Genomic DNA, 26,445 nt, shown 5'->3' with positions numbered 1-26,445 from the left:
TACCCAGGCCCGCACTTTGTGTCGTTCTTGCAACACAGTGCGTACGACGGCCGGTCCGCGCCCCCGCGTCAGGCCAAACCGGCCTCCTTCATCTGACGCAGTTCCTTCTTCATCTCGGAGACCTCGTCGCGCAGTCGGGCGGCGACCTCGAACTGGAGGTCCGCCGCGGCGGCCCGCATACGCTCGGTCATCTCCTCGATCTGCTCGGCGAGTTCGGCCGCGGGACGGTCGGTCGGGACCGTCTCCTTGGCCTTGCCCTTCGCGGCCTTGGCGGACTTGGCGCCCTTGGCCGCCTTGTCGCCCAGCGAGGGCACCGGGGCCTTGGTGCCCCGGCCGTCCTTCTTCGCCCGGTAGCCGGAGCCGAGCAGCTGCTCGGTGTCGATCTCCTCACGGGCGATCTGCGCGACGATGTCGTTGATCTTCTTGCGGAGCGGCTGTGGGTCGATGCCGTTGGCCTTGTTGTAGGCGATCTGCTTGTCGCGGCGGCGGTTGGTCTCCTCGATGGCCCGCTCCATCGCCGGGGTGATCTTGTCGGCGTACATGTGGACCTGGCCGGAGACGTTGCGCGCGGCGCGGCCGATGGTCTGGATCAGGGAGGTGCCGGAGCGCAGGAAGCCCTCCTTGTCGGCGTCGAGGATCGCCACCAGGGACACCTCGGGCAGGTCGAGGCCCTCACGCAGCAGGTTGATGCCGACGAGGACGTCGAACTCGCCACTGCGCAGCTCGCGCAGCAGTTCGACGCGGCGCAGCGTGTCGACGTCGCTGTGCAGGTAGCGGACCTGGATGCCGAGTTCCAGGAAGTAGTCGGTGAGGTCCTCGGCCATCTTCTTGGTGAGGGTGGTGACCAGGACGCGTTCGTCCTTCTCCACGCGCGTGCGGATCTCGTGCACAAGGTCGTCGATCTGGCCCTCGGTGGGCTTGACGACGACCTGGGGGTCGACGAGGCCGGTGGGGCGGATGATCTGCTCCACGACGCCGTCGCCGCGCGAGAGCTCGTAGGTGCCGGGGGTCGCCGACAGATAGACGGTCTGCCCGATGCGCTCCTGGAACTCCTCCCACTTCAGAGGCCGGTTGTCCAGGGCGGACGGCAGACGGAAGCCGTGCTCGACGAGGGTGCGCTTGCGGGAGGCGTCGCCCTCGTACATCGCGCCGATCTGCGGGACGGTGACATGGGACTCGTCGATGACGAGCAGGAAGTCGTCCGGGAAGTAGTCGAGCAGCGTGTTGGGCGGGGAGCCGGGCGAGCGGCCGTCGAAGTGCATCGAGTAGTTCTCCACGCCGGAGCAGGAGCCGATCTGGCGGAGCATCTCGATGTCGTAGGTGGTGCGCATGCGCAGGCGCTGGGCCTCCAGGAGCTTGCCCTGCTTCTCCAGCTCGGCCAGGCGCTCGCCCAGCTCCTTCTCGATGTCGTTGACGGCCCGCTCAAGCCGCTCGGGGCCGGCGACGTAGTGGGAGGCCGGGAAGACGTACAGCTGCTCGTCGTCGCTGATGATCTCGCCGGTGACCGGGTGGAGGGTGGACAGGGCCTCGATCTCGTCCCCGAACATCTCGATGCGGACGGCGAGCTCCTCGTACACCGGGAAGATCTCGATGGTGTCGCCCCGCACCCGGAAGGTGCCGCGGGTGAACGCCATGTCGTTGCGCGTGTACTGGATGTCCACGAAGCGGCGCAGCAGCTCGTCGCGGTCGATCTCCTCGCCGACCTTCAGCGGGACCATGCGGTCCACGTACTCCTGCGGCGTACCGAGGCCGTAGATGCAGGAGACGGAGGCGACCACGACGACATCGCGGCGGGTGAGCAGCGAGTTGGTCGCGGAGTGGCGCAGTCGCTCCACCTCCTCGTTGATCGAGGAGTCCTTCTCGATGTAGGTGTCCGACTGGGGGACGTACGCCTCGGGCTGGTAGTAGTCGTAGTACGAGACGAAGTACTCGACCGCGTTGTTCGGCAGCAGCTCACGGAACTCGTTGGCCAGCTGGGCGGCCAGCGTCTTGTTCGGCGCCATCACGAGCGTGGGGCGCTGGAGCTTCTCGATCATCCACGCGGTGGTGGCGGACTTGCCGGTGCCGGTCGCGCCCAGGAGGACGACGTCCTTCTCACCGGCCTCGATGCGCTGGGCCAGCTCGGCGATGGCCGCCGGCTGGTCGCCGCTGGGCTGGTAGGGGCTGACGACCTCGAAGGGCGCCACCGTGCGTTCGATCTGGGAAACGGGCCGCATGCCATCCACCGTACGACCCGCCACTGACAACGGGGCCCGATCAGCGGTTCTGCGGGGTTCTGGACTCCTGGTGCGAGGTGGTGGACCCCTCGTGCGTCACCTTCCGCGGGGGGCGCACCTGGGTCCTGCGGGTGGGGTGAGCGGCGTGGGTGTGGGCGGGGACACCGGGTTTGTGCTCGACGGTGGTCCGGACGGGCTTGCTCATGATCATCAGCGGGTCGAACAGCATGACGACACCCGCGAGGCAGAGGAAGGCGAGCGGGCCGACCAGCATCGGCGCGAGCAGGCTCGCGGGCGAGTCGCCGGGGGTGGAGTCGCTCGCGGTGTGCAGGTGGACGTCGAGGGCGGCCATCCCCGTGTAGTGCATGCCGGTGACGGCCAGCCCCATGACGAGGCTCGCGCCCACGCTCCACAGGACGCCCCTGACCTGTCCGGCGGCCCACAGGGCGGCGGTGGCGGCGGCCATGGCTATGGCGACGGAGACGGCCACGGTGAGGGTGTTGTACTGGAGCGTGCCGTTGAACCGCATCCCGGCCATGCCCAGGTAGTGCATCGACGCGATGCCCAGGCCGGTGATGGTGCCCCCGGTGAACAGCGCGGTGCCGGTGGCGCCCTTGTAGCCGACGATGAAGATCCCGACGCCTACCATGACGATGGCCACGCCCAGGCTGGCGTACGTCGTCGGCTTGTCGTAGTGGATCGGCGCGCCGGCGATGCTGAAGCCCATCATCGCGATGAAGTGCATGGTCCAGATGCCGGAGCCGATGGCCGCCGAGCCCAGGGCGAGCCATCCGGGGCGCCAGGTGTGGGCGACGAGCAGGGCTCTGGTCGTGCAGCGAAGGCCGAGAGCACCGCCGAGGCAGGCCATGAGGTAGGCCACCAGCGGTGTGACGAGTCCGTAGCTGAATCCGTCGACCGTGCCGTGCATGCGCGGTTGCCCTTCCGCCCTGTTGCTGGAGTTCCCTGAAGCGCGCCCCTTCCCAGGACCGCGCGAGCGGTCAGGGTTGACGCAGAAAGTATGACTCCCGCCTGAATGGTCGAACGATTTTCCGGCAAAGAAACACGTCCTTGCCTCAGATGTGCGGCCGAGGTGAGCGGGTTCGGTCGCCTCTTTTCATTCTGTGGTCATCCTGCACTCCCTCGCCGTTGACCGTCCGCTGTCACAGTGGAGCCGTATGTGATCGCTCGACGCGGAGGAGTACCCATGTACGCGCGTGCAGTCGCCGCCACGGTCACCGCGCTCCTGAGCGCCGTCGCCCTGCTGCTGCCCGTCGACGACGCGCGGGCGGGCGTGGTCGGTGAGGCGCGGGCGGGAGTGGTGGAGGGGCAGCCCTCGGTGATCGCCCATCGGGGTGCTTCCGCGCGGGCGCCGGAGAACACGCTGGCCGCCGTCGACGCCGCGGCCGCTCTGGGCGTCACCTGGGTGGAGAACGACGTCCAGCGCACCAGGGACGGTGAGCTGGTGGTGATCCACGACGACAGCCTCCAGCGGACGACCGACGTCGAGGAGGTCTTCCCGGGGCGGGCCCCGTGGAAGGTGAAGGACTTCACCGCGGCCGAGATCGCACGGCTCGACGCGGGGAGCTGGTTCGGTTCCGCGTACGCGGGCGCGCGCGTGCCGACGCTGAAGGAGTACGTGCGGCGTGTGGAGCACCATGGCCAGAAGCTGCTGTTGGAGATCAAGAACCCGCAGCTGTATCCCGGGATCGAACAGCAGATCCTGAAGGTGCTGAGCGACGAGGGCTGGCTCGACCGGAGCCATGTCGGCGGCCGGCTGATCGTGCAGAGTTTCAGCGCCGACAGTCTGCGCGCCGTCCACGATCTTCAGCCGGCGGTGACGACCGGCCTGCTGGGCCGGCCGACCGTGACGGACCTGCCCGGGTACGCGCGCTTCGCCGATCTGATCAATCCCTCGCACGCCTCGCTGTCCAGGGAGTACGTCTCCGCCGTGCACGCGGTCACGGGGCCGCACGGCAGGCCGCTGGAGGTGTTCGTCTGGACCGTCAATCACGCGGCCACCGCCCGGACCGTCGCCGGGTACGGCGTCGACGGCATCATCACCGACAAGCCGGACCTGGTGCGGCGGGCGCTGCACGGGCTCTGACGTCATGGCCGGCCGGGGGCGCGTCCGCCGGTCGGGGGCGTTGTCAGTGGCAGGCCGTACGGTGGGCGCATGGACAGCCATGGGCAGTACGGGCAGCAGGTCGTGTGGGCGGTCGTCGGCAGCGACATCGGTCCGCTGCTGCTGGCCGCGACCCGCGAGGGTCTGGTCAACGTCGTGTTCCACGCCACCGAGGGGGTGCGCGACAAGGCGCTCGCGCGTCTCGCGGAGCGGCTGGGCACCGAGCCGGTCGAGGCGCCCGGCTCCCCGCTGCTGGCCGAGGCGATACGGCAGGTCGAGGCGTACTTCTCGGGTGAGCGCCGGGACTTCGAGCTGTCGCTGGACTGGTCGCTGATCTCCGGCTTCAACCGGCAGGTGCTGCGGGAGCTCGCCTCCGGCGTGCCGTACGGGGCGGTCGTCGGCTACGGCGACCTGGCCAAGCGGGTGGGTCAGCCGGGGGCCGCGCAGGCGGTGGGTGTGGCGATGGGGGCCAATCCCCTGCCGGTCGTGGTGCCCTGCCACCGGGTCGTGGAGAGCGACGGCGGGATCGGCGGATTCGGCGGCGGCCTGGAGACCAAGCGGAAGCTACTGGCTCTGGAGGGAGTCCTGCCCGAGCCGCTGTTCTGAGCCGCCGGTCCCAGGTCCGGGCGGGAGAGAGCGCGCAGGGAGAGGCAGCAGGGGGGAGACCGTGCCGGTGACCACCGATCTCATCCACACAGGACCGTCTCGGCGCGGGCATGGTGCCCGGGACGGTCGTACGCCGTGACCGCCGTCGAGCGGGCCGCCGGCCCGCCGCCGGCCGGTGCCGACCTGGCCGCTCTGCGGCGCCGTACGACGGCGGTGCTGGTCGGGAGCCAGGTCCTCGGCGGACTGGGCGTCACGACCGGCCTCGCGCTGGCCACCGTACTGGCCCAGCAGGTCAGCGGGACCGAGGCGCTGTCGGGGCTGGCGCCCACGGCCACCGTCGCCGGGACGGCCGTGCTGTCGATGCCGATGGCCGCGCTGATGACCGCGTGCGGGCGCCGTCCGGGGCTGGTGCTGGCCTATCTCGTGGGTGCCCTGGGCGCCGGTGTCGTCGTGGTGGCCGCGCGGATGGGGAACTTCGCGCTGCTGCTGTGCGGCATGGCCGCGTTCGGCGCGGCCTCGTCGGCGAACCTCCAGGCCCGGTTCGCGGCGGCCGACCTGGCCGAGCCGCAGCGACGGGCCCGGGCCATCTCGCATGTCGTGTGGGCGACCACGCTGGGCGCGGTCCTGGGGCCGAACATCGCCGCGCCCGCCGGCCGCAGCGTCTCCGGGTTCGGGATCCCCGAGGCGGCGGGCCCCTTCCTGTGGGCGGCGGCGATCTTCCTGATCACGGCGGTGGCCGTGGGCGTGCTGCTGCGCCCTGATCCGCTGCTGACGGCTCGTGCGCTCGCGCCGGAGGACGAGCGGTCCCCCGAGGCCCGTTCCCTGCGCGCCGGGCTCGCCGCGGTCCTCGCCTCGCCCCGCGCGCGGCTCGCGCTGGTGACGGTGGCCGTGTCGCACACGGCGATGGTGTCGGTCATGTCGATGACCCCCGTCGATCTTTCCCATCACGGCGCCGGAATCGATCTGATCGGTCTGGTCGTCAGCGTACACATCGCGGGCATGTACGCGTTCGCGCCGCTGATGGGTCGCCTGGCGGACCGGGTGGGACGGCTGTCGGTGACGGCGCTCGCGGCGGGGCTGCTGGCCACCGCGCTGTTGCTGGCCGGGACGGCGGGTGACCGTCACGGGCAGACCATGGTGGGGCTGTTCGTGCTCGGCCTGGGCTGGTCGGCCGGGCTGGTGTCCGGCTCCGCGCTGCTCACGGACGCGGTACCACGGCCCGCGCGGGCCGCCGCCCAAGGGCTGTCCGACCTCACCATGAACGCGGCGGCGGGGATCGGCGGGGCGGTCGCGGGTCTCGTCGTCGCCCAGGCGGGCTACGCGTGGCTGAACCTCGCGGCGGCGGTCCTGCTCGTCCCGCTGGCCGGGCTGACGCTGTTCACCCGGGGCAGACCCGTGGAGGACCCCTCCGGCGACTGAGGCTGCCCGCCTCCGTCCGGGCGGGCTCAGTCGTAGTGCCGTGCCTCGATGACGTTGCCGTCCGGGTCGCGGAAGTAGAAGCTGCGGGTCGCCTTGCCTCGGGCGCCGAAGGAGCCGTGGGCGACGTCCGACATGGGGACGCCGAGTTCGGCGAGGCGGGCGGCGAGCGCGTCGAAGGGGGCGTGGGGCAGGGCCAGGCAGACGTGGTTCACGGGGTGTCCCGCGATGTCCGCGGACCCGGGGAGCATCGTCATGTGTTCGGCCAAGGACAGCGGCATGAGGTCGAGGAGCGTCTTGTCGTCGACACGTACGGAGGGGAACGGCTCCTCGCCCGCGGCGAACTCCTTCAGCCTGAGGGGTTCCAGGCCGACGGCCCTCTCGTAGAAGTCGGCTGCGGCAAGCGGGTCGCGCACCCACAGGACGACGTGGTCGAGATATGTCGTGTTGTCCGTCATGTGTTCCAGGCTGGTGTCGTCCCCCACAGGCCGCAAGGGTTTGGCCGGGCGCGCCGCCCGCCAGAGATGAGGGGAGACCGACGGACAGGAGGCGGGCCCGTGGTGCTGGTGGTGTCGGAAGAGGTGCGGGAGGCGGTCGACGCGCGTCGTCCCGTGGTGGCCCTGGAGTCCACGATCATCGCCCATGGGCTGCCGCGCCCGCGCAACCTCCAGGTGGCACTGGAACTGGAGGCGGTCGTACGGGCGGAGGGCGCCGTACCGGCGACGATCGCCGTCCTGGACGGGCGGCCGCATGTCGGGCTGGACAAGGAGCAGCTGGAGCGGGTCGCCAACGAGGACGGGATCCGCAAGCTGGGCCACCGCGACCTGCCGTTGGCGGTGGCCGCGGGCGCGAGCGGGGCGACCACGGTGTCGGCGACCGCGCTGCTGGCGGCGCTGGCGGGGGTGCGGGTGTTCGCCACGGGCGGGCTCGGCGGAGTGCACCGGGAGTGGACGGTGACACAGGACGAGTCGGCCGATCTGGGGCTGCTGGCGCGCACGCGGATCACCGTGGTGTGCGCGGGGGTGAAGTCGATCCTGGACGTACCGGCGACTCTTCAGCGGCTGGAGACGCTGGGGGTCGCCGTGGCCGGGTACGGCACCGAACGCTTCCCCGGCTTCTATCTGTCCGACTCGGGGCATCCGGTCGACTGGACGCTCGAGAACCCTGGGCAGGTGGCGGACGTGATGCGGGCTCAGGACGGGTTGGGGCTGCCGGAGTCGGCGCTGATCGTCGCCAATCCGGTGCCCGAGGAAAAGCAGTTGGATCCCGCGCTGCACGCGCGTGTGCTCGCCGACGCGTTGCACGCGTGCGAGGCAGAGGGGGTCACCGGCCAGGCCGTGACGCCGTTCCTGCTCGACTACCTGGTCCGGCACACCGACGGCGCGTCGCTGAGCGCCAATCTGGCGGCGGTGCGCGGCAACGTACGGCTGGCGGCGCGGATCGCCGCGGCGTGGGCGGGGGCGTGAGCAAGGCGGCGGGGCCGGCCGCGGGGGCGGGCCTGCTGGTCGTCGGGGATGTCGTGACGGACGTCGTCGCCCGGCATCGGGGGCCGCTGGCCTCGGGGACAGACACGGCGGCTGTGATCCGGACCCTGCCGGGCGGGGCGGGCGCCAATGTGGCGTGCTGGGCGGCGCGCTGGGGGTGTGCGGACGTACGGCTGCTCGGTCGCGTGGGCGCGGACTCGGTGGCCTGGCACGAACGGGAGCTGGTCGGCTGCGGGGTCCGGCCCCGGCTGGTCGTCGATCCGGAGGTGTCCACCGGTACGGTGATCTGCCTGGTGGACGGGGGCGCGGCGGCCGAGCGGACGTTCCTCACCGACAGTGGGGCGTCGCTGCGGCTCACTTCCGACGACTGGTCGGACGCCCTGCTCGACGGTGTCGGCCGGCTGCATCTCTCGGGCTACCTGCTGTTCTCCGCGTCGGGGCGGGCGCTGGTGCGGACGGCGCTGGCGGCGGCACGCGCGCGTGGCGTGCCGGTGAGCCTCGACCCGGCGTCGGCGGGTTTTCTGGCGGAGCTGGGTGTCGACCGTTTCCTCGGGCTCGTGCGGGGCGTGGAGGTGCTGCTGCCCAGTCGTGACGAGGCGTGTCTGCTGACCGGATCGCGTGACGCAGCGGAGGCGGCGGTGGAACTCAGCCGCCATGTTCCGCTGGTGGTGGCCAAGGAGGGGGCGGACGGTGCGCTGGTGGCCCGGGAGGGGGCGGTGCTCGCCCGGGTGCCGGCGGTCCCGGCCACGCCACGGGACACGACGGGCGCCGGGGACGCCTTCACCGGCGCGTTCCTCGCCGCCCTCCTCGCGGGCCACGGGCCGAAGGACGCGGCGGCCGAGCGGTGCGCGGCGGGCGCGCGGGCGGTGGAACGGGTGGGCGCCAGACCACCGGCGGACGACGCGAACAGCGCGGTGGAACCTGTGAACGGCAGACCGCCCGCGCACGACGCGAACAGCACGGTGGAACCTGTGAACGGCAGACCGCCCGCGCACGACGAGAACAGCGCGGGCACGGTGCTTCCGGGCTGAGTCGACGTGGTGGTGGGAGGGCCGTAGCCCTGCTGCCTCGCCTCGCGCGCCCCTGCCCGCACACGCCTCCCCGTCCCTCTACGCCTTGCGTCCCCACGCCGAGATCATCGGTGCGGTGGCCAGGTCCATGCTGCCGGAGGCGACGTTGGCCAGGTGTTGGTCGATGTCCTCGTCGGTCGCGAGGTCGGCGGCGACGAGGTCGTCGCGGATCTGGCGCACCGTCGCGGATTCCAGGGCGGCACAGGCGGGGGAGGCGAGCGGGAAGTACGCGTCGGCCTCGACATGGTGCAGCCCGGCCTCGCGGAGCAGGCGGGGCAGTCTGCGGCCGTAGGAGAGGTCGGCGCCCCGTTCCTTCAGGAGGGTGCGGAAGCCGTGCCGGAGCCGGTTGGCGAGCTGCTGCTCGGGCCCGTGCTCGTCGGGGCAGACCAGGGGTTGCAGGGCGGGGTCCGCGTCCTCGATCAGGAGGCGTCCACCGGGACGCAGTGCCCTGATCATCGACCGCAGTGCCTTCTCCCGTTCCGGCACGTGGACAAGGACGAGCCGGGCGTGCACCACATCGAAGTGCTCCCCCGGCGGCTCCTCGGCGCCGACGTCGTGGACGCGGACCTCGACCGGCGGGCGGCCGGCCGGGGCCAGCCGGGAGGTGTCGATGTCGGTGGCGACGACCTTCCCGGTCGGGCCCACCTTCTTCGCCAGCCAGGACACCACGGACGTGCCGCCCGCACCGACCTCCCAGCAGCGCCAGCCGGGTCCGATGCCGAATCTCTCGAGGTGCCGGAACGTCGTGGGGTCGAAGAGGGCGGCGAAGGCGTCGAAGCGCTCCCCCGCCTCGGTCCGTCGGTTGTCCAGGAGGTACCGGTCGGTTCGCGTCATGTGGTGATGATCCCAGTTGCCCGGGTTGTCGGGGGTGGTCGACGCGGCCGGGATGCCCTGCCCGGAGGCGGCCGACGGGGAGGATGAAGGGAGGCGGCAGGGATGGGAATCCGCGGCGTGGGCAGACCCAAGTCAGGCCGTCCACAGGCGGGAACAAAGCGGAACATTCCGTTTCCACAGGCTTACCCGCCGCATACGCGAGCCTGGCAGACTGGCCCGCCAGGGCGTGGGAACGCGCCACGAGGGGATCCACGCGAGGAGATGCAGATGACCATGGCGGGGAATCTGCGGAAGGTCACCGGCCTGGGCAGGGTCGGTGGACTGCGCAGGGTGGCACGGCTGGCGCGTCGGCGTACGCGGGTCGATCTGAGCCATCCGGCGCGATCCCCGCTGGGCTCCTCGGTGGTGAACTGCGTGACGTACCAGGACGGCGCGCGGGCGCCGGTCGGCGGCGACCTGGTCGACACGGTGGAGCGGGTGCGCAAGAGCGGTCACGGCTTCGTCTGGCTGGGGCTCCACGAGCCGACGAACGACGAGTTCGCGGGCGTCGCTGAGCTGTTCGACCTGCACCCGCTGGCGGTCGAGGACGCGGTCGAGGCCCATCAGCGGCCGAAGGTGGAGCGGTACGGCGAGACGCTGTTCGCGGTGTTCAAGACGGTCTGCTACGTCGAGCACGAGCAGCTCACGGCGACGAGCGAGGTGGTCAACACCGGCGAGATCATGGTGTTCGTCGGCCAGGACTTCGTCATCTCGGTGCGGCACGGACGGCATGGCTCACTGGGCCCGTTGCGCGAGGAGCTGGAGTCCGACCGCGAACAGCTCGCCAAGGGCCCGTCGGCGGTGCTGCACGCGATCGCGGACCATGTGGTCGACGACTACCTCAACGTCATCGACGCGGTGCAGGCGGACATCGAGCAGGTCGAGACGGACGTCTTCGCGGAGAGCGGCGCGCGGGCCGACCCGGGGCGCATCTACCAGCTCAAGCGTGAACTGCTGGAGCTGAAGCGGGCGGTGGTGCCGCTCGGCCGTCCGCTGCGGGAGCTCGCGGACCGGCCGGCGCGGGTGGTCGACGCGGAGATACAGGCGTACTTCCGGGACGTCTCCGACCATCTGACGCGTGCCACTGAGCAGATAGCCGCGTTCGACGAACTGCTCAACTCGATCCTTCAGGCGCATCTCGCCCAGGTCACCGTCGCGCAGAACGAGGACATGCGGAAGATCACGGCCTGGGCCGCGATGATCGCCGTCCCGACGATGGTGTGCGGGATGTACGGCATGAACTTCGATCACATGCCGGAGCTGCACTGGAGATTCGGCTACCCGCTGGTCCTCGGCGTGATATCCGTCGCCTGCCTGCTGCTGTACCGGGGCTTCCGACGCAACGGCTGGCTCTGAACGGCCGTCCGCCGACGCCGACGCCGAGCGGCCGGTGTCGGACCGTGCGGTGTCGGTGCCTGCGGCGTCCGCCGTGTCAGGGGTGTCGGTCCAGCGGTGTTGTCGTGTCGGGTGTCGGTCGTGCCGGTGGTGTCAGTGCCGGCCTGTTTCGGAGTGGGTGCCGGCTCCGCCCGTGCTGCCGGTCCTGGCGTAGACGCTCTCGGCCCAGGAGGCGATCTGGCCCTCGGTGAGGTGCTGGGCGAGGTCGGCCTCGCTGATCATGCCCACCAGGCGCTTGTTCTCGATCACGGGCAGTCGGCGGATCTGGTGCTCCTGCATCTCGTGGATCACGTCGCTGACGTCGGCACCGGCGTCGATCCAGCGCGGGGTGCCCTGGGCCATCTCACCGGCGGTGACCTTGGAGGGGTCTTGGCCCATGGCCACACAGCCCACGACGATGTCCCGGTCGGTGAGGATGCCGCAGAGCCGCTCGTTCTTGTCGCTGATGGGCAGGGCTCCGACGTTGAGCTCGCGCATCAGCTGTGCGGCTCGGTCGAGGGTCTCGTGGGCGGGTATCCACTGGGCGCCCCGGTGCATGATCTCTCCGGCAGTGGTCATGGTGTCCTCCCGGTGCCGGACGGCCGGCGCGACGCGGAATGCGCCCCTGTCCCGGCGCCCTGCGGTCTCGTGTTCCGGCGTCCTTCATTCTCTCGGGGCCGCCCGGGACCCGCACCTTCGCGGACCGCACGGACCGGACCGGCCGGGAACAGCCGCTGCGCACCGGGACCGACCGGACCCCGCCGGCTGAGCGGGCTCAGCCGCTCCATGCCGGCCGGCGTGGGTCGTCCGCGCGGATGAGGACGTCGGCCGTCTGCGCGGGGTCCGTTTCGCGCGCGTAGCGATCGAAGGCGGGCAGGGTCCAGTGGTCGGCCTCGGGGGTGCGGCGGCGCAGGGCGGGTGGGGAGAGCAGGAGGTGGACGGTCAGGTCGAAGGGGAACCAGTGCCGCAGCAGGAGGGGGCCGTGCAGCAAGAGGAAGCCGCCGGGCGGGAGTTGGACGTAGGGACTGCGGGTGGCGCGGTCGGTGACGGGGTCCCAGAGATCGGGCAGGATCCGGCCGTCGCCGCCGGGGTCGAGCGGGCCGAACACCTCGCGCCACAGGGCGCTGGTGTCGAACCAGCCGCTGTAGTAGGCCTCCACGTCGTGGCGGCCGTACTCCAGGCGGAGCGAGGCGGGGCGCAGAAAGCCGTGTGCGTCGACGACGCGGGAGGGACGGCCGCGTATGCGCAGCGCCTCGGCGACGCGTTCGGCGAGATCGCCGGGGCGGGCCGCCGGGGCGCCGTCGAAGGCGACGCGCGGCCAGAGGCTGCCGTCGTCCGGCGTCAGGTCGAGGAGCCGCTCGGCGAGGAGGTCTCCGAGCCGTTCCCAGGTGATCGCTTCGAGTCGCACACGGCCCATGATGCGCCAGGTGCCGGGCGGCCGGAGCCGACGAGCCGTGACATGCCCGACCTGTGGTGCGCCGTGCTGGACACCGACGCCCCGCCGCTCGCCGACCGGCGGCGGATGACCATCCCCGTGCTCACGCGCGTGCCGCCCGGCCCGATGCCTCACGCGCATACCGTCCGGCCCGACGCCTCACCGCCTTCCGCGCGGCGCGATGCCTCGCCCAACGTGCCGCCGGGCCCGGTGGGTGGTTCGTTCAGGTTCCGCCCGGCCCCGATGACTCGCCCACCTGCCGTCCGGCCCGGTGGCTCGTCCGCGTGCGTCGGGTGCGGTGAGGGGAATGAAGCCCGTATGGCCGCCCCCGTGACTCCGTCGCCGTCCCGTACCGGGCTTCTCGTCTTCCAGCCGCACCGACGAAAGCACTGTGCCGGGTGTCGCCGTGGGCCGCTGCCGATGCTCGTGCTGGAGAACGGCGCTCCGCGCTGTCTCGACTGCGCCGACCTGGGGCACCTGGTGTTCCTGCCGCGCGGCGACACCGCGTTGACGCGCCGGTCGCGGGAGGAGAGCACGCTGTCGGTGGTGGTGGTCCGGTTCAACCGGCGCAAAGGGCGCTACGAGCGGCAGGGCGTCCTCGTCGAGGAGGCGGCGCTGGCCCGGGCCGAGACGCGCTGTCTGGCGGACGCCGAGGCGAGGCGGCGGCGCCGGGCCCGGGACGCGCGGCGGCGGGCGGCGGAGGATCTGCGGTTCACGCAGGCCTTCGCGGCGGAGATCCTCCGTCTGTTCCCCGGCTGCCCGGCGGACCGGGCCCAGGACATCGCCGCGCACGCCTCGGTGCGGGGCAGTGGGCGGGTGGGGCGCAGTGCCGCCGGGCGGGCTTTGTCGCAGGGGGCGGTCGTCTCCGCGGTCGCGGCGTCCGTGCGGCATCTGAACACTCCGTACGACCGTCTGCTGATGAGCGGGGTGCCGCGGCACGAGGCGCGGAGGCGGATCGCGACGGCGGTGGAGGGGCTGATGCGGAGGTGGCGGGAGGAGGACGCCCCCTCGGCGAGCGGCCCGGAGGCCGGGTCCGCTGCGGAGGTAGCGTGAGTCCCGGTGATCCCTTCAGCCCTCCGCTGGACGATTCCGCATGCCCCCGCGCGCCCCGGACATGGTCGGTGATCGTGGCACGGGTTTTCATGTGTGGAGACGGACGGACCTCGGTGGACGGGATCCGCGCGTGACGGGTGGGAGTTGAGTCAGACATGATCGAAGGGCCGTACCTGGTGCTCGTGGTGCTGGGCGCCGTCGCGACGGGCCTGATGGCGGGCGTGTTCTGCGCCTTCTCGGTGCTGGTCATGCGCGGACTCGCCGCGCTGCCGCCCGCCCAGGGCGTCGCCGCGATGAACGCGATCAACAACGCGGCGATGACACCGGCGTTCATGATCCTTTTCTTCGGGACGACGACGGTGTGCGCGATGATCGCCGTGGTGACGTTCGTGCTGTGGCCGGACGACGGAACGGTCCAGCTGCTGCTGGGCAGCGCGCTGTACCTGGCCGGGGCGTTCGGGGTGACCGTGGTGGCGAACGTGCCGCGCAACGACACGCTGATGAAGCTGGAGGCGGGCACCACGGAGGCCGCCAGGTACTGGCCGACGTACGTGCGTGAGTGGACGACGTGGAACCACGTGCGCACGGTCACCTCGGCTGCCGGCGCGGTCGTGTACCTGCTGGCCCTCCTGTGAGCGGCCCGGCACCACGGCCGAGGCCTGCGCCCGGATCTCTCCCCGGAAAGCGCTGTCCTCCCACTCTGCGTCCATCCCACGGGGGACGTATCGTGGCCGCAAGAGTGCCGCCCGATGACGCTCGGCCTGTCACACGCGTACGCAAGGAAGACGCCCATGGCCGATCCCAAGGGATTCATGACCACGCCGCGCCAGGACTGGCCCCGCCGACCGGTCGAGGAGCGGGTGCGGGACTGGGACGAGGTGTACGTCCCCGGAGCGCTGCTCCCCATCATCAGCAAACAGGCCGACCGTTGCATGGACTGCGGCATCCCCTTCTGCCATGACGCCTGCCCGCTCGGCAACCTGATCCCGGAGTGGAACGACCTGGTGTCGCGGGAGGACTGGCGGACGGCGAGCGACCGGCTGCACGCGACCAACAACTTCCCCGAGTTCACGGGCCGGTTGTGCCCGGCGCCGTGCGAGGCGGGGTGTGTGCTCGCCATCAACCAGCCCGCCGTCACCATCAAGAACGTAGAAGCCGCCATCGCCGACCGGGCCTGGGAGGAGGGGTTCACGCCGCCGCGGCCGCCGGACCGGCTGTCCGGGCGGACGGTCGCGGTGATCGGCTCCGGACCCACCGGGCTGGCCGCCGCGCAGCAGCTGACCCGGGCCGGGCACACGGTCGCCGTCTACGAGAAGGACGACCGGATCGGCGGACTGATGCGGTACGGCATCCCCGAGTTCAAGATGGAGAAGCACCATCTGGAGCGGCGGATCGAGCAGATGCGCGCCGAGGGGACCAAGTTCCGTACGTCGACCCACGTCGGGCGGGACGTCATGGCCGCCGATCTGCGGGCGCGCTACGACGCCGTGGTGATCGCGACCGGTGCGACCGCATGGCGGGAACTGCATGTTCCCGGGCGGGAATTGACCGGCATCCACCAGGCGATGGAGTACCTGCCGCTGGCCAACCGGGTGTGCGAGGGCGATCTGGAGACCTCGCCGATGTCCGCCGCCGGCAAGCATGTCGTGATCGTCGGCGGTGGTGACACCGGAGCGGACTGCCTGGGCACGGCGGTGCGCGAGGGCGCCGCGTCCGTGACCCAGCTGGACATCTACGCCCAGCCGGGCGCGGAGCGCGACGAGGACACCGACCCCTGGCCGACGTACCCGAAGATCTACCGGCTGTCGGCCGCGCACGAGGAGGCGCGCGACCTGGAGACCGCACCGGCGGCGGACGCCGACGCCCGGCTGTTCGCCGCGTCCACGCTCCGCTTCACCGGCGACGAGAACGGCCATGTCAGCTCGCTGCACCTCGTCGAGGTCGACGCGCGGCGGCGGCCGGTGGAGGGCACCGGGCGGGCCCTCCCCGCCGACCTGGTGCTGCTCGCCCTCGGCTTCTCCGGGCCCGACCGGGAGGACGGGCTCGTCGAGCAGCTGGGGCTCGCGCTGGACGAACGCGGCATGATCGCGCGGGACGCGGACTTCGCGACGAACGTGCCCGGCGTGTTCGCCGCGGGGGACGCCGCGCGCGGGCAGTCGCTGATCGTGTGGGCGATCGCGGAGGGCCGGGCGGTGGCGGCGGCCGTCGACCGTCGTCTGACGGGGAGTTCGCGACTGCCGGCACCGATCTCGCCGTACGACCGGCCCATGGGCGTGTGAGGAGGGGAACCTCGCGCCGCCGTCGCCCTCCGGGCCTGGCTCGGCGTATCCCGACGCCGGCCCGGAGCCGCCCCGGCCCGCCCCGTGGGCCCTGCGCAGCCCGGCGCGGCCCCTCCTGGCTCGGCGCAGCCGGCGCCGTCCCTCCCGGCCCGGCGTGGCCGGCACCGTCCCTCCCGGCTCGGCAGCCCGGGCCGACTCAGCGGCGCTCGTCCGTCCCCGCCACCTTCCCGGTCGCCAGGGCCACCCGGTTCCAGGTGTTGATCGTGCAGATCACGGCGATCACCTGGGCGAGTTCCTCGTCGTCGAAGCGGGCCGCAGCCTCGGCGTAGACGTCGTCCGGGACGCCCCCGTCGGCCACCAGCGTGATGGCCTCCGTGAGGGCGAGGGCGGCCTGTTCCCGCTCGGTGAAGAAGTGCCGGGCCTCGCGCCAGACGGCGACCATGTGCAGGCGGTCCTCGCTCTCGCCGGCCTTGCGGGCGTCGTTGGTGTGCATGTGGAGGCAGTAGGCGCAGTGGTTGAGGTGGGAGGCGCGGATCTGGATCAGCTCGACGAGGGCCGGGTCCAGGCCCTCCCGGGCGGCGGCGTCGAAGCCGATGAGGGAACGGAAGGCCTTGCGCGCGGACTTGGCGAAGTCCAGCCGGGTACGGGTGGCCTCGGCGGCGGCGATCGCGGCGGAGGGGTCCGGGACGGACTCACCGGCAGTGTTCGTGTCGGCCGTGGTCGTGTCGATCGTGTTCGTCGTCATGCCCTTCACGCTACGAGGTGGATAGACCCTCGGTAGGGTGCACTTCCATGGGGGAATCATGGGTCAATTCCGCGGAGCGGATCGGTGCCGACCTGCATCTGGAGCTGTCCGGGCCGGGTGGCCGGCGGGCGGCTCTGATCCGGGCGTTGCGGGAGGCGGTACGCAGTGGGCGGCTGGCCGCGGGCACCCGGCTGCCGCCGTACCGTTCGCTCGCCGCCGACCTCGGGGTCGCCCGCAACACGGTGGCGGACGCCTACGCGGAGCTGGTCGCCGAGGGCTGGCTGACAGCACGTCAGGGTTCCGGGACGCGGGTGGCCGACCGCGCCACCCTGCGCGGTACCGCGCGCGTGCCGAAGAAAACGCCCGCACGCGCGCGTGGCCCGCGACACGACCTGCGGCAGGGCACCCCGGACGCGTCGGCGTTCCCGCGCGCGGCCTGGCTGGCGTCCTACCGCAGGGCTCTGCACCAGGCGCCCAACGAGGTGTTCGGGCCCGGTGATCCGGCCGGTCGCCGGGAACTGCGGGAGGCCCTGACGGAATACCTCGCACGCGCGCGTGGCGTACGCACCGACCCGGACCGCGTCGTCGTCTGCTCCGGTTTCGCGCACGCGCTGCGCCTGCTGTTCGGCCCGGGCGGTCACGGCGGTGGAGGCGGCCAGGGCGGTCACGGCGGCCAGGGTGGCCAAGGCGGCACGGGCGCGGTGCTGCGCGGTCCGCTGGCCGTGGAGGCGTACGGGCTGGGCTTCCACCGTGAGCTGCTGACGGCGGCGGGCGTGCGGACCGTGCCGCTCCCCCTGGACGGCGACGGGGCGCGCGTCGACCTGCTGGAGCGCGAGCGGGCCGTGCTGCTCACGCCCGCGCACCAGTTCCCGACCGGCGGTCCGCTGCACGCCACGCGCCGAGCCGCCGTGATCGACTGGGCACGCGCGCGTGGCGCGGTGGTGCTGGAGGACGACTACGACGGCGAGTTCCGCTACGACCGCAGGCCCGTGGGCGCCGTGCAGGGCCTCGACCCGGAGCGGGTGATCCACATCGGCTCGGTCAGCAAGAGCCTCACCCCCGCACTGCGGCTGGGCTGGATGGTACTGCCGGAGCGGTACGTCGACGGTGTGCTGGCCGCCAAGGGCGAGCGGGAGGCCTGGGTGAGCGTCCTGGACCAGTTGACCCTGGCCGACTTCCTCACCAGTGGGTCCTACGACCGTCATGTGCGGCGCATGCGGCAGCGGTACCGCGCTCGCCGGGACCGGCTGGTCGCGGCGCTCGCCGAGCACGCGCCGCACGTGGAGGTCACCGGGATCGCGGCCGGCTTGCACGCGGTGCTGCGGCTGCCGCCCGGCACCGAGCGCTCCACGGTCAAGGCGGCCGCCTGGCGGGGCATCGCCCTGGACGGCCTGTCCGCCTTCCGGCACCCGGGGACGGACACGCCGGCCGGGGACGGGCTGGTCGTGGGATACGCGACACCGCCCGAGCACGCCTTCGGGGCCGCCCTGGAGGCCCTGTGCGGGGTGCTGCCACCGGACGACCGACCCGCCACCTGACCACCGGACACCACCGCCGAACGACCGACCGCCACTACCCCACCACCGGACACCAGCCACCGGACGACCCGACCGCCACCCCCCGACCACCGGACACCACCACCGAACGACCGACCGCCACCACCCACCACCGGACCCCGCCCTCACCACCACGGCCGTGACGTGACGCGCCCCCGCGCTCACCCCCCGAAGGCGACCCCGCCACAGCCACTCCTCCCCGAGAACGAGGGCATGGACCGCTCCCCCCGGAGGAACCGCCCGTAGCGCCCTACGGCCACCTCCGTAATTCCTCCCACGCATGTCCGAAAAGTCGCTTTGGGGCTACATGGATGAGAACTGCGGTGGGACCATCGGAACAGGAGGTGTGCTGCCGTCGCGTCCGGGTCACGGACCGGCAGCGGCCCGCCCCCATCCTTCGTTCCGCCGTCAGGCGCAGGGCCACCCCCGCGCGTCCCCCCTGTTGGCGGCCGGTCCTGGAGGGTGTTGGATGACGACGCTCGACGAACGTCACGAAGAAGACGCCCACGGCGGGGAAGGCGCGCGGGGCCAGGTGACCCTGGGCCTGGCCGGGGACCGCGTCCCGGCCGCCGTCCCCCTGGAACAGCCCGGCGCCGAGTCCCCCCGGTCGGCGGGGTCCAAGGCCGCGCACCTCGCTCGCGCGGCCCGGGCCGGGCTGCCTGTCCTCCCCGGCTTCGTGATCCCGCACCACGGGGGCGGCGACACGGTCGCCCTGCGGCGCGCCTGGGACAAGCTCTCCGAGGGCGGCACCCGCCCGCTCGTCGTACGGTCCTCGTCGCCGCAGGAGGACACGGACGAGTTGTCGCTGGCCGGGCAGTTCGCGTCCGTGCTCGACGTCCGCGGCTGGCCGGCCTTCCGTACGGCCGTACGGACCGTGCTGGAGTCGGCGCGGCGGCCCGACGGGTCCACGGCGCCGATGGCGGTGCTGGTCCAGCCGATGCTCACGGCCCGGGTCGGCGGGGTGGTGTTCGGCGCCGACCCCGTGGCCGGGCGGCCCGACCGGATACTGGTGAGCGCGGTGCGCGGCGGGCCGGACACCCTGGTCAGCGGGGAGCGGACGGGTACCGACCACTGGCTCGGCGCGCACGGGCGGCTGCTTCGGACGGAGCCCGCGGGAGCCGACCGGCTGCTCACGCGCGTGGAGCTGTTCCGGCTGGCGCGGCTCGCGCGGCGAGCCCGGGCCGTCTTCGGCGGGCCGCAGGACATCGAGTTCGGGTTCGACGAGGACGGGCGGCTGTGGCTGTTCCAGAGCCGGCCGATCACGGCGATGGCGGCACGGCCGGTGCGCGGGGCGCGCCTGCTCGGGCCCGGTCCTGTCGCGGAGACGCTGCCGGAGCAGCTGGCGCCACTGGAGGAGGACCTGTGGGTGGCGCCGATGGCCCGTGGACTGGCCGCCGCGCTCGACATCGGCGGCACCGCGCCACGCCGGCTGCTGCGGACGGTGCCGGTGGTCACGACGGCCGGCGGGCGCCCGGCAGCCGACCTGCGGCTGCTCGGCGCGGTCGCGCCGAGGCACCCGTGGCTCGCGCTGCTGAACCCGGCGCCGGGAGCGCGCCGGCTCGCCGCGGCCTGGCGGGTGGGGCGGCTGGGCCCGGCGCTGCCGGGCCTCGCGACGGATCTCGTCGCGGACGTCGACCGCCACCTGGCCGAGGTGCCCGCGCCCGCCCTGCTGGCCGCCCCCGACCTGGCCGTGGAGCTGCGCTGGGCGCGCAGGGTCCTGGTCTCCCTGCACGCCCAGGAGGCACTCACGGGTGCCCTGCTGCACGAGCCGCCGGAGAGCCGCGCGACGAGCCGCACGGCCGCCGGTACGGCGCTGACGGCCCTGGAGCGGGCCCGGGCGAGAGGAGTGCCCGAGGGGGACCTGATCGCCACACACCCCGTGATCCTGGCCCTCACCGCACCCACCCTGCTGGGCCGTCCGCAGCTCCCCCCGCCTCCCACGGCGCGTCGGAACGGCGGCGTCCGGCACCGCGGCTCGAACGGCGAGCCGGCCCCGACCGTCACGGGCAGCCCCGTCCTCCCGCCCCGTGAAGCCCTCCGCCTCCGTATCCGCTGGGTGCAGGAGTTGCAGGTGCGGCTGGTGCGGGAGGCGGCCCAGCGCTGGGGGCTCGACGGGGAGCGCGTCGGGCTGCTGCGCTGGCGGGAACTGGCCGCCGCCCTCGACGGCGGGACCCTGCCCGGCGATCTCCACGCGCGCGTGCCGCGGCCCGCCTCGGCCCCGCTGCCGGACGCCTTCCGTCTCACGGCGGGCGGGGTCGTCGTCGCCGAGCACCGCGACGACGACGGCGAGGGAGGACGCGGCGTGTCGGGTGGGCGGGCGATGGGGACCGTCTGGGACGGGGCCGGACCCCGGCCGCAGGACCCTGTGCTGGTCGTGCGCACCCTGGATCCCGCGTTCGCCCCGCTGCTGCCCGGTCTCCTCGGCCTGGTCGCGCAGACCGGCAGCCCGCTCTCCCATCTCGCTGTCCTGGCACGGGAGTTCGGGCTGCCCGCGGTCGTCGGCGTCGTGGACGCCGTGCACCGTTTCCCGCCCGGCTCGCGGCTGACCGTCGACGGGACCACCGGTGAGGTCCGGCCCGGAGGCACGGCATGAGAAGGGTCGCGTACGTCTTCGGAGCGCTGGCCGCCGCCGGGGCCGGCACGTATCTGATCGTCTACCTGTACCGGTGGCAGTGGCAGCGGGCCATGCTCTGCGGCGTGCTGCTGCTGGTCGTCGAGGTGATGCTGTTCGGCGTCGTGATGCTCGGGCGGCTGACCCGGATCGAGGAGCGGCTGCGTGACACCGACCGGCGGCAGCGGGAGAGCGACGCTCGGCAGGCGGACGTGCTCGACCGGCTCCGGCAGCCCGCGGCGGAGCGCGAGGACGTCCGGTTCCGGTGGCTGCGGGACCCGGCGGACCGCACGTATGTGTTCGTGCCGGTGCTCATGGTCACCGGAGTGCTGCTGTCCGCACTGGCCTGGGTCGTCCAGCGGATCGCCTCAGTCACGGCCCGGCCGGCCGAGCGGCGGCTGGCGGGCCGACTGGCCGTCCTCGCCGCCCCCGACGCCTCCTCACTCACCGACCCCTACGCACCGCACTCGGACCGACACGCACAGGGCACCCACCGACCCCCACAGCGGCTTACACCGCGCTGGTTCCGGCACGGCTCGAAGGCCCCAGCCGCCCGACAGGACCCAGAGGCCCCGGAGGCGCGCGACGACCTCAACAACCTGAGCGACCTCAAGAACCCCTACAACCCCAACCCCTACAGCCTCGACGACCTGGACGACCTGCCGCCGCTGGGCGCCCGCCCCTCCCCGGCCCGCGCCGCACGCCTGGTCGCCGCCGTCGCCGTGGTGGCCGCCCTGCTCACCGCGCTGGTCGCCGGTCTCGCCGAGCTGACGCAGACCCGGCAGGAGCGGGCGAACGGGAACGCGGCGACCTCCGTGATCGTCCGGGTCGACATGCGGGGCGCGGACATGACGGCCGAGCGGCGGTCCCTGGCCGCCCAGCAGGTCTGGGAGCGCTGCCGGGACTCCACGTCCGTACCGCTGCGCCACGCGACCCTCGGCGACCTCGGGGACGGTCTGTACGCGGGGGTCGTCCGGCCCGCACTCACCGAGAACGACCGGATGCGGCTGCGCGGCTGCCTGGAGGACGCGACCCTGGAACGCGCCGCCCTCACAGTCGTCGGCATAGGCGACGCGACGCAGGACGGCCACTGACCAGGGCAAAACTCTTAAAAAACGCCCTATTCGGTCATATCGTTCGCATATACATACGTACACGGACAAGACCACCACGGGTGTCCCGGGTTAGCATGCACGAACGCGCTCTCCGTCCCCTAGCCCCATCGGGTCGCTCATGGCTGTTCTCGCCACACCCTCGCCCACTCCCACCCCCTCCCCGTCCCTGCGCAGGCGCTTCCGCGCGCGGCTGGCGCTGCGAGTCCTCCTCGGGCTGATCGTCGGCTACCTCGCCCTGTGGGCCGCCGGAGCCCTCGGCATCCTGGCCGTGTCCTACTGGGCCCGAGAGGAGACCCCCGCACCGCCGGGCACCCGAACCGTGCAGGGCATCCATCACTTCCAGCCCGTGGACGCCGAAAAGCGGCTGTGGCGCGGCGCGGCCCCCAGCCCCGCCGGGTACGGATCGTTGGCGAGCATGGGCTTCACCACCGTGGTCGACCTGCGTGCCGAGGACCTGACCGCGCACCAGCTCGCCGGACCGAACAAGGCCGGGCTGGACGTCGTACGTCTGCCCATCCGGGACGGGCAGACGCCGAAGCCCGAGCAGGTGCAGCGTCTCCTCGACGTCGTCGCACAGGCGCCCGGGAAGGTGTTCGTGCACTGCGGCGCGGGCGTGGGCCGTACGGGCACCATGGCGGCCGCGTACCTGGTGCAGACCGGGGAGGAGTCGTCGTCGGCGGCCGTCCGGCGCAACCTCGCGGTCGGGCCGCCGTCGATCGAGCAGATCTACTACGGACTGCACCTCGACCGCGCCGAGGCCGAGCAGCCGCCGCTTCCGGTGGTCGCCGTGAGCCGTCTGGTGGACGCCCCACGGCGCATGTGGTCCCGGTTCTGACACCACACCGGCCGGGTCCCGGTTCTGACACCGACCCCCGTTCTCACACCGGCCCCGGTCAGGACTTGCGGCCCACCGCCCCGTACCCCGGGATGACGCCGTCTTCCTGACCGGGCACCGGCTCGCCGAGTTCAGGGTGCCAGTCGGGCACCACCGCGACGCCGGGTTCGACCAGGTCGAGGCCGTCGAAGAACCGGCTGAACTCCGCGCGGGAGCGAAGCGCCAGGGTGACGCCGGCCGCCTTGAGCTTCTCCGTGGCCGCCGCGGACTCCTGCGGGGTGAAGTCCGCGGTGGCGTGCGTCATCACCAGGTGGCTTCCGGAGGGCAGTTCGGCGAGCAGCCGGTCGACCAGTTCGTGCGCGCCGTCCTCGTCGGGGACGAAGTGCAGCAGCGCGATCAGCGACAGGGCCACCGGCCGGTCGAAGTCCAGGACCTTCCTGGCCTCCTTCACGATGGTGGCCGGGTCGCGGACGTCCGCCTGGAGGTACTCCGTGACGCCCTCGGGCGTGCTGCGCAGCAACGCGGCCGCGTGGACCAGCACGATCGGGTCGTTGTCGCAGTAGACCACGCGCGCGTCCGGCGCGATCCGCTGGGCGACCTGGTGCAGGTTCGGCTCGGTCGGGATGCCCGTGCCGATGTCCAGGAACTGCCGTACGCCGTTCTTGGCGAGCCAGCGGGTCGCCCGGTGCATGAAAGCGCGGTTGACCCGGGCCATCACCGGAACCCGCGGGTCCAGGGCGAGCATCTGCCGGCCCATCGCCTCGTCGACGGGGTAATTGTCCTTGCCGCCGAGGTACCAGTCGTACATCCGGGCGGGGTGGGGCTTGCTGGTGTCGATCTCAACGGGAGGGGTCGGGAACTGCCCGGTCATGAGGCACTCCGTAAGATGCAACGAGTAATCAAGTCAGTACCAATGCAAAAGAAGCCGAACTCAGAAAGCCAAGCAGGTCACGACAGCAGGAAGTCCGCCTCCCCCGCCTTGGCGCCCTCGATGAAGGCGGTCATCTCGTCGGTGGTGTAGATCAGGGCCGGACCGTCCGGGTCGGTGGACTGACGGACGGCGATACGGCCGTCGGCGAGCTTCATCGCCTCCAGGCAGTTCCCGCCGTTGCCGCCGCTCCACGGCTTGTGCCAGCCTTCGCTGCCCAAGTCCCGCGCGGGCATGCCGTTGTAGACCCGTTTGCGCGGCTTGATGCGATCCATTCACAGCTCCTTGCGGAGATCCCGGAGGATCTCCTTCGTGCGATGTGCCGTAGCGGCCTGCGCCGCCATGCGGTCCATGACCTCGAGATGGCTCGCCACCTCGGTGCGCGCGTCGAGGTAGACGGCGCCGGTCAGGTACTCGCTGTAGACCATGTCCGGAAGCTCCGGCATGGCGAATCGGAACAGCACGAAGGGCCCGTACGTGCCGGGGTGCGGCCCGCTGGCGAACGGGGCGACCTGAAGCGTCACGTTGGGCAGCTTCGTGGCGTCGAGAAGTTTGTCGATCTGGCCGCGCATCACCTCCGGGCCGCCCACCTGGCGGCGCAGCACCGTCTCGTCCATCACGACCCACAGCCGGGGCGCGTCCTGCCGGATGAGCAGTTCCTGGCGTTGCATGCGCAGGGCGACGAGGCGCTCGATGTCCTCCGGCCGGGTCTGGCCGATGGCACCGGACCTCAGGACGCCGCGGGCGTAGTCCTCGGTCTGGAGCAGGCCGGGGACGAAGTGTGGCTCGTACTGGCGGATCAGGGAGGCGGCGCCCTCCAGGCTGACGTGCATGGAGAACCAGCCGGGCAGGACGTCGTGGAAGCGCTGCCACCAGCCGGGCTTGTTGGCCTCCTCGGCGAGCTGGACGAAGCCCTCGGCCTCTTCGTCGCTCACCCCATACGCCTTCAGCAGCAGCTGGAGGTAGGGGATTTTGAGGGCGACCTCGGCCATCTCCATACGACGGACGGTGGCGGGCGCGACACGGAGGACACGGGCGGCCTCCTCGCGCTTGAGCCCGGCGCGTTCCCGCAGGTCCAGCAGGCGCCGGCCGAGGACGACCTGTCCGACGGTCGGCGCGGACCGCGGTTCGCTCACGCTCCACCTCCCCGAAGAGCCCTGCCGGTGGGCCTGGTTGGCCCGGCCGGCCGGTCACGAAAGGAATCCCGACAGCCCTGCGGCGCCATTCGAAGATCCACTTCGAAGATCCGTACGAATGGGTACGGATCTCCGGCGATCCCAACTGGCGCCGCTCGATGTGCTGTTGCGAGCAGTGTGCCACGGCCCTTCACCACGTCACACAGCACTCTGCATTTTTCAGAGTGACACTTGCCAAGTGTTCACGGCGGGGCGATAGTGGCAAGCGTGATTCCGTCCGCACGCTTAGGAACAGACGCCGCCGCAGGCCGCCCCCAGGGTCTCGGTGCCGCCGCGGGAACCGGTCTTGACCAGACCGTTCCCGAGCGCCGGTTCCGATTCGAACTGGCCGCCCATCCGGGCTCTCCCGCCCAGGCGAGACGCCTGGCTCGGGCCCGGCTGACCGGCTGGTCGGTGTGCGAGGACACCTGCGACACGGCCGCCCTGGTCATATCCGAGCTGGTCACCAACGCCATCGTGCACACCGCGAGCGGTGTCGTCGTCTGCGAGCTGATCGACGGCGACGACCTCGTGCGCATAGCCGTGCGCGACGAGGGCTGCGCTCCCGGTGAGCCGCACCCGTCCCCCCAGCGTCCCGAGGAGGAACACGGGAGGGGGTTGTTCCTCGTCGACGCCCTGTGCCGTTCCTGGGGTGCCCAGGAACACGGCCCCGGTCTGCTGGTCTGGGCCGACCTGCCCCGCCACCCCGACACCGCGCCCACGGAGTCGTACGACGTCCGCGACATCCCGTGCGTCCCCGGCCTGCCCGGCCCTCCCGGTCTCCCCGCCGCCCCTCGCGACGACCTCGGCTGGGGCGCCCGTCCGAAGCCGGGGCCGGCCGGCGGCTCGGGCGAGGAGGACGAGACCGGCGAGCGGGAGCACATGGGGCTCGGCTCGACCGGGCACCTCACGGGACGGCGGCCGCACCCCGCGCCCACCGCCCCGCTCTCCCGCGTGGTCCCGCAGCGACAGCACGGCGCGCAGACCGGCGGCCGCTCCCCCTCCGACCACCTCCCCGCCCCCTTGTCGGTCCACCCGCCCCGGCGGGACCCGGGCCGAGGTCCGGCGTGAGCGCCGTGCCCGGGCGGGGCACGGTACTGAGTCTCGAGACACTGCTGCGTCTGCGGCGCGGCACGGACAGTCCGCCGCGCCGACTCGCCGTGCCCGACGACATGACCGCGCCGCTGGGCTGCGACGCCGTCGCCGTACCCGCGTGTCTCGGGCAGCTGATCATGCCCCGGCTGCCCCACGTGGGCTGTATATACGCCGACGAGACGCACTGGTGGTGGCTGGTGCCGGCCGACTCGGACTACGCGCTGGAGTGGCCCGCGCCCGCGCACTACGCCACGGGCGCGCTCGTCCCCGACCTCCCGCACGCCCCCGAACTCATCCACCGGCCGGACGGCACGCTTCCGTACACCCCGCCGATCCCCCTCTACCTGGCGCTGTGCCGCCTCACCGGGACCCCGCCGACCTGGACCCGCCCGGTCAGCGCGTGAGGCGTCACCAGTACCCGCCGACCGCCCCTCACCACAGCGCACCCTGAACGCAC

24 protein-coding genes and 1 pseudogene are annotated in these 26,445 nt (G+C 72.4%); 15 read left to right on the top strand and 10 right to left on the bottom strand.

Features of this window, described 5'->3' with window-relative positions:
* Positions 1-68: 68 nt before the first annotated feature.
* Positions 69-2,216, bottom strand: coding sequence for an excinuclease ABC subunit UvrB (uvrB, locus tag ALMP_RS24160; protein WP_264931613.1), 2,148 nt, complete (start codon positions 2,214-2,216; stop codon positions 69-71).
* Positions 2,217-2,256: 40 nt separating this feature from the next.
* Entirely contained in the window at positions 2,257-3,144 is an 888-nt protein-coding gene (locus tag ALMP_RS24155) for an MHYT domain-containing protein (protein ID WP_264931611.1), read from the bottom strand.
* Between the two features lie 276 nt (positions 3,145-3,420).
* Here ALMP_RS24155 and ALMP_RS24150 point away from each other — a divergent pair, with 276 nt between their 5' ends.
* From ALMP_RS24150 to ALMP_RS24140, 3 genes are all read left to right on the top strand, one after another.
* Positions 3,421-4,320, top strand: coding sequence for a glycerophosphodiester phosphodiesterase family protein (locus ALMP_RS24150; protein ID WP_264931609.1), 900 nt, complete (start codon positions 3,421-3,423; stop codon positions 4,318-4,320).
* 69 nt (positions 4,321-4,389) lie between these two features.
* The gene (locus ALMP_RS24145) at positions 4,390-4,944 is read left to right on the top strand and encodes a methylated-DNA--[protein]-cysteine S-methyltransferase (protein ID WP_264931607.1); all 555 of its coding nucleotides are present in this window, start codon (positions 4,390-4,392) and stop codon (positions 4,942-4,944) included.
* 135 nt (positions 4,945-5,079) lie between these two features.
* Positions 5,080-6,363, top strand: coding sequence for an MFS transporter (locus ALMP_RS24140; protein WP_264931605.1), 1,284 nt, complete (start codon positions 5,080-5,082; stop codon positions 6,361-6,363).
* 26 nt (positions 6,364-6,389) lie between these two features.
* Here the strand turns inward: ALMP_RS24140 and ALMP_RS24135 are convergent, their stop codons facing one another.
* Entirely contained in the window at positions 6,390-6,818 is a 429-nt protein-coding gene (locus ALMP_RS24135) for a VOC family protein (RefSeq protein WP_264931603.1), read from the bottom strand.
* 102 nt (positions 6,819-6,920) lie between these two features.
* On the opposite strand from ALMP_RS24135, the gene ALMP_RS24130 reads away from it, so the two are divergent.
* Together ALMP_RS24130 and ALMP_RS24125 are read left to right on the top strand one after the other, a co-directional pair.
* Complete coding sequence (locus ALMP_RS24130; RefSeq protein ID WP_264931954.1) at positions 6,921-7,826, top strand: pseudouridine-5'-phosphate glycosidase; 906 nt, start codon at positions 6,921-6,923, stop codon at positions 7,824-7,826.
* Entirely contained in the window at positions 7,823-8,875 is a 1,053-nt protein-coding gene (locus ALMP_RS24125) for a carbohydrate kinase family protein (RefSeq protein ID WP_264931602.1), read from the top strand. Before ALMP_RS24130 ends, ALMP_RS24125 begins: the two co-directional genes overlap by 4 nt.
* A gap of 78 nt (positions 8,876-8,953) precedes the next feature.
* Here the strand turns inward: ALMP_RS24125 and ALMP_RS24120 are convergent, their stop codons facing one another.
* The gene (locus ALMP_RS24120; protein ID WP_264931601.1) at positions 8,954-9,748 is read right to left on the bottom strand and encodes a methyltransferase domain-containing protein; all 795 of its coding nucleotides are present in this window, start codon (positions 9,746-9,748) and stop codon (positions 8,954-8,956) included.
* Positions 9,749-10,015: 267 nt separating this feature from the next.
* On the opposite strand from ALMP_RS24120, the gene ALMP_RS24115 reads away from it, so the two are divergent.
* Complete coding sequence (locus tag ALMP_RS24115) at positions 10,016-11,143, top strand: magnesium and cobalt transport protein CorA (RefSeq protein ID WP_264931600.1); 1,128 nt, start codon at positions 10,016-10,018, stop codon at positions 11,141-11,143.
* A 132-nt stretch (positions 11,144-11,275) separates the two neighbouring features.
* Here ALMP_RS24115 and ALMP_RS24110 read toward each other — a convergent pair whose 3' ends face one another.
* Together ALMP_RS24110 and ALMP_RS24105 are read right to left on the bottom strand one after the other, a co-directional pair.
* Complete coding sequence (locus ALMP_RS24110; protein WP_264931599.1) at positions 11,276-11,740, bottom strand: CBS domain-containing protein; 465 nt, start codon at positions 11,738-11,740, stop codon at positions 11,276-11,278.
* 196 nt (positions 11,741-11,936) lie between these two features.
* Positions 11,937-12,578, bottom strand: coding sequence for a uridine kinase (locus ALMP_RS24105; RefSeq protein WP_264931597.1), 642 nt, complete (start codon positions 12,576-12,578; stop codon positions 11,937-11,939).
* 336 nt (positions 12,579-12,914) lie between these two features.
* Here ALMP_RS24105 and ALMP_RS24100 point away from each other — a divergent pair, with 336 nt between their 5' ends.
* From ALMP_RS24100 to ALMP_RS24090, 3 genes are all read left to right on the top strand, one after another.
* The gene (locus ALMP_RS24100) at positions 12,915-13,649 is read left to right on the top strand and encodes a DUF2293 domain-containing protein (protein WP_264931595.1); all 735 of its coding nucleotides are present in this window, start codon (positions 12,915-12,917) and stop codon (positions 13,647-13,649) included.
* A gap of 155 nt (positions 13,650-13,804) precedes the next feature.
* The gene (locus ALMP_RS24095) at positions 13,805-14,284 is read left to right on the top strand and encodes a DUF1772 domain-containing protein (protein ID WP_264931593.1); all 480 of its coding nucleotides are present in this window, start codon (positions 13,805-13,807) and stop codon (positions 14,282-14,284) included.
* 156 nt (positions 14,285-14,440) lie between these two features.
* Positions 14,441-15,928, top strand: coding sequence for a glutamate synthase subunit beta (locus ALMP_RS24090; protein WP_264931591.1), 1,488 nt, complete (start codon positions 14,441-14,443; stop codon positions 15,926-15,928).
* 196 nt (positions 15,929-16,124) lie between these two features.
* Here ALMP_RS24090 and ALMP_RS24085 read toward each other — a convergent pair whose 3' ends face one another.
* Positions 16,125-16,673, bottom strand: coding sequence for a carboxymuconolactone decarboxylase family protein (locus ALMP_RS24085; RefSeq protein WP_264931590.1), 549 nt, complete (start codon positions 16,671-16,673; stop codon positions 16,125-16,127).
* A 47-nt stretch (positions 16,674-16,720) separates the two neighbouring features.
* Here ALMP_RS24085 and ALMP_RS24080 point away from each other — a divergent pair, with 47 nt between their 5' ends.
* From ALMP_RS24080 to ALMP_RS24065, 4 genes are all read left to right on the top strand, one after another.
* Positions 16,721-18,211 carry a PLP-dependent aminotransferase family protein gene (locus tag ALMP_RS24080; RefSeq protein ID WP_264931589.1) on the top strand — a complete coding sequence of 497 codons (1,491 nt, stop codon included), beginning with the start codon at positions 16,721-16,723 and terminating at the stop codon, positions 18,209-18,211.
* 487 nt (positions 18,212-18,698) lie between these two features.
* Positions 18,699-20,822 (top strand): PEP/pyruvate-binding domain-containing protein, encoded by a 2,124-nt coding sequence (locus ALMP_RS24075; RefSeq protein WP_264931588.1) that lies wholly within the window; start codon positions 18,699-18,701, stop codon positions 20,820-20,822.
* Positions 20,819-21,934, top strand: coding sequence for a hypothetical protein (locus tag ALMP_RS24070; protein WP_264931586.1), 1,116 nt, complete (start codon positions 20,819-20,821; stop codon positions 21,932-21,934). The genes ALMP_RS24075 and ALMP_RS24070 overlap by 4 nt, the downstream gene beginning before the upstream one ends.
* Positions 21,935-22,073: 139 nt before the next feature.
* Positions 22,074-22,790, top strand: a complete 717-nt coding sequence (locus ALMP_RS24065; protein WP_264931584.1) for a dual specificity protein phosphatase family protein — start codon at positions 22,074-22,076, stop codon at positions 22,788-22,790.
* Between the two features lie 58 nt (positions 22,791-22,848).
* Here the strand turns inward: ALMP_RS24065 and ALMP_RS24060 are convergent, their stop codons facing one another.
* From ALMP_RS24060 to ALMP_RS24050, 3 genes are all read right to left on the bottom strand, one after another.
* A complete protein-coding gene (locus ALMP_RS24060) occupies positions 22,849-23,661 on the bottom strand; it encodes an SAM-dependent methyltransferase (protein WP_264931582.1) in 813 nt (270 codons plus the stop codon).
* Positions 23,662-23,738: 77 nt separating this feature from the next.
* A complete protein-coding gene (locus ALMP_RS24055; protein ID WP_057580268.1) occupies positions 23,739-23,993 on the bottom strand; it encodes a DUF397 domain-containing protein in 255 nt (84 codons plus the stop codon).
* The gene (locus ALMP_RS24050; protein ID WP_264931574.1) at positions 23,994-24,854 is read right to left on the bottom strand and encodes a helix-turn-helix transcriptional regulator; all 861 of its coding nucleotides are present in this window, start codon (positions 24,852-24,854) and stop codon (positions 23,994-23,996) included. It abuts the gene before it with no gap.
* Between the two features lie 231 nt (positions 24,855-25,085).
* Here ALMP_RS24050 and ALMP_RS24045 point away from each other — a divergent pair.
* A pseudogene (locus tag ALMP_RS24045) lies at positions 25,086-25,769 on the top strand (ATP-binding protein); the annotation flags it as partial.
* Between the two features lie 191 nt (positions 25,770-25,960).
* On the top strand, positions 25,961-26,392 hold the full coding sequence (locus ALMP_RS24040) for a hypothetical protein (RefSeq protein ID WP_264931572.1): 432 nt from the start codon (positions 25,961-25,963) through the stop codon (positions 26,390-26,392).
* Positions 26,393-26,445 lie beyond the last annotated feature (53 nt).

The organism is Streptomyces sp. A012304, assembly GCF_026008495.1.
Lineage (GTDB): Bacteria > Actinomycetota > Actinomycetes > Streptomycetales > Streptomycetaceae > Streptomyces.
This window is presented reverse-complemented; position numbering and strand designations above follow the sequence as displayed.

Bases quoted from the DNA above. Each gene is read 5' to 3' on its own strand.
- uvrB (WP_264931613.1), bottom strand. From the start codon at position 2,216: ATGCGGCCCGTTTCCCAGATCGAACGCACGGTGGCGCCCTTCGAGGTC.
- ALMP_RS24155 (WP_264931611.1), bottom strand. From the start codon at position 3,144: ATGCACGGCACGGTCGACGGATTCAGCTACGGACTCGTCACACCGCTG.
- ALMP_RS24150 (WP_264931609.1), top strand. From the start codon at position 3,421: ATGTACGCGCGTGCAGTCGCCGCCACGGTCACCGCGCTCCTGAGCGCC.
- ALMP_RS24145 (WP_264931607.1), top strand. From the start codon at position 4,390: ATGGACAGCCATGGGCAGTACGGGCAGCAGGTCGTGTGGGCGGTCGTC.
- ALMP_RS24135 (WP_264931603.1), bottom strand. From the start codon at position 6,818: ATGACGGACAACACGACATATCTCGACCACGTCGTCCTGTGGGTGCGC.
- ALMP_RS24120 (WP_264931601.1), bottom strand. From the start codon at position 9,748: ATGACGCGAACCGACCGGTACCTCCTGGACAACCGACGGACCGAGGCG.
- ALMP_RS24115 (WP_264931600.1), top strand. From the start codon at position 10,016: ATGACCATGGCGGGGAATCTGCGGAAGGTCACCGGCCTGGGCAGGGTC.
- ALMP_RS24110 (WP_264931599.1), bottom strand. From the start codon at position 11,740: ATGACCACTGCCGGAGAGATCATGCACCGGGGCGCCCAGTGGATACCC.
- ALMP_RS24105 (WP_264931597.1), bottom strand. From the start codon at position 12,578: ATGGGCCGTGTGCGACTCGAAGCGATCACCTGGGAACGGCTCGGAGAC.
- ALMP_RS24100 (WP_264931595.1), top strand. From the start codon at position 12,915: ATGGCCGCCCCCGTGACTCCGTCGCCGTCCCGTACCGGGCTTCTCGTC.
- ALMP_RS24095 (WP_264931593.1), top strand. From the start codon at position 13,805: ATGATCGAAGGGCCGTACCTGGTGCTCGTGGTGCTGGGCGCCGTCGCG.
- ALMP_RS24090 (WP_264931591.1), top strand. From the start codon at position 14,441: ATGGCCGATCCCAAGGGATTCATGACCACGCCGCGCCAGGACTGGCCC.
- ALMP_RS24085 (WP_264931590.1), bottom strand. From the start codon at position 16,673: ATGACGACGAACACGATCGACACGACCACGGCCGACACGAACACTGCC.
- ALMP_RS24080 (WP_264931589.1), top strand. From the start codon at position 16,721: ATGGGGGAATCATGGGTCAATTCCGCGGAGCGGATCGGTGCCGACCTG.
- ALMP_RS24075 (WP_264931588.1), top strand. From the start codon at position 18,699: ATGACGACGCTCGACGAACGTCACGAAGAAGACGCCCACGGCGGGGAA.
- ALMP_RS24070 (WP_264931586.1), top strand. From the start codon at position 20,819: ATGAGAAGGGTCGCGTACGTCTTCGGAGCGCTGGCCGCCGCCGGGGCC.
- ALMP_RS24065 (WP_264931584.1), top strand. From the start codon at position 22,074: ATGGCTGTTCTCGCCACACCCTCGCCCACTCCCACCCCCTCCCCGTCC.
- ALMP_RS24060 (WP_264931582.1), bottom strand. From the start codon at position 23,661: ATGACCGGGCAGTTCCCGACCCCTCCCGTTGAGATCGACACCAGCAAG.
- ALMP_RS24055 (WP_057580268.1), bottom strand. From the start codon at position 23,993: ATGGATCGCATCAAGCCGCGCAAACGGGTCTACAACGGCATGCCCGCG.